Source organism: Acinetobacter endophylla, from assembly GCF_053543775.1.
In genome coordinates, this window is the sequence record NZ_JBLVOM010000036.1 from 1 (window position 1) to 895 (window position 895).

Consider the following 895-nt stretch of genomic DNA (forward strand, 5'->3'; position numbering starts at 1 on the left):
GTTCTTCATTGGTCAGGAACAGGAACTCATCGCCATTCCTCGTAATCAGGCTCTCTTTTTCCAGACGCTGCAGGCTCTCTTCAATCCGCTTGCGCAATGCCAGCTTATCTTCATCAATTTTCTCAATCGACAAAGTCACCAGGTTATCCAATGTGCCTTTGATGATATCGACATAGCGGATCATGAACAGGGTACGCAGCATCTGCACATCAAAACCATCCAGGGTCTTATTCTGCCCTGCCTGGTCGATGGTACGCTTCACTGCAGTATCCAGGAAACCTTCAACGGAAGCATAGAAGCGGTGGAAAGGAACCAGGGCACCGACTTCATCTGTAGCAATCGCATTCGCGGCCATCTGGAACGCATCCAGCATGGACCGTTCACCATAGGCCAAGTGTGCACCGGTCGCACCGACTTTACGGATTTCTTCAAATACTTTTTGCACCAGCTGGAAATGGTACGGCGCAAAAGGATAGTTATGAATAAAACTTTCTGGCCCCTCATAGTTCTTGAGGGTTGGGCCTGAACGGTCAAAGGTAATCTGATTTTTTAAGATATCGCCCTTTTGCTCAAACACTGATCTGAGCAATGCTTCTGCTTCTGGGGTTTTACGTAATAAACGTTTCTGGATGACTTCATCGGTATTGGAACTGGACAGTGATAACCGGGTTTTAAAACGACCAGCAATCTTGGAGAAGTCATTGGCTTTGGAAGAAGACATCTCACCTAAAACAGCATCGATGTCTGCCTGTGAGGTGACAATAATCCAAGCGCGGCCTTTACAGATCGTACCTAGGTTTTCAGTAATGGTTTGCAGTGTCAGCATCAAGCGGGTATCGCTGCCAATAAACTGCCCCACTTCATCCACCAGAAACAACATGCGTTGCTGGGGTCC

1 protein-coding gene is annotated in these 895 nt (G+C 47.6%); it reads right to left on the reverse strand.

All coding sequences use genetic code 11. The features are described 5' to 3' along the window. A partial coding sequence (gene brxC / locus ACNPNW_RS03930) for a BREX system P-loop protein BrxC (RefSeq protein WP_448766552.1) occupies positions 1-895 on the reverse strand: 895 nt, incomplete at both ends.